This window comes from Pelagivirga sediminicola, assembly GCF_003072125.1.
GTDB lineage: Bacteria > Pseudomonadota > Alphaproteobacteria > Rhodobacterales > Rhodobacteraceae > Roseovarius > Roseovarius sediminicola.
This window is the reverse complement of sequence record NZ_QCYH01000089.1, coordinates 1-503: the sequence shown is the minus strand read 5'-3', so window position 1 is coordinate 503 and position 503 is coordinate 1. Positions and strand designations below refer to the sequence as shown.

General features: G+C 32.6%; 1 protein-coding gene. It reads right to left on the bottom strand.

Annotated elements, in window-relative coordinates:
* A partial coding sequence (locus DC366_RS20750; protein ID WP_165802974.1) for an SAM-dependent chlorinase/fluorinase occupies nucleotides 1–238 on the bottom strand: 238 nt, incomplete at its 3' end.
* Nucleotides 239–503: the final 265 nt, after the last annotated feature.

Sequence of the window (503 nt, the reverse complement as noted above, 5' to 3'; positions counted from 1 at the left end):
GGTATCGTGTCTCTTTATTATAGACCGAATCAACACCAATCAAATGAACCGTTTTCTTTGGAAAATAATGGTAGGAGTTCTTGATAATAAAAGCGGCTTGTTGAAGATCGAAGGGAGTAATATCATGTGATATATCAACAATTCTAACGGCTGGTAATAAGGATAACAAACTGCCTTTTAAAGCAGCCTGATAAAAGTCTTTATGTCCTAAATCTGTCGTTAAGGTGATAATACCCATTATTTTAAATACCTCCTACAGTCTGAATTAGTTTTCAATTCATTTTTTTGCAAACATAAGCAGAATTATTTTGCTTTTTTTTATCCGCCATTATTAGTAATCTTGCGTAAGGATTTTGCACTGCAAATATTCAATTTTTATTGCACAATAAATAACGTCTTAAATTACATAAATTTGAATGAAGTAAAGATTGATCTGGAACACGTGGACCCATCAGTGTTGTGGGGGCCTGAAAATGAAAACTTTGAAGTAATCAGAAAACAGT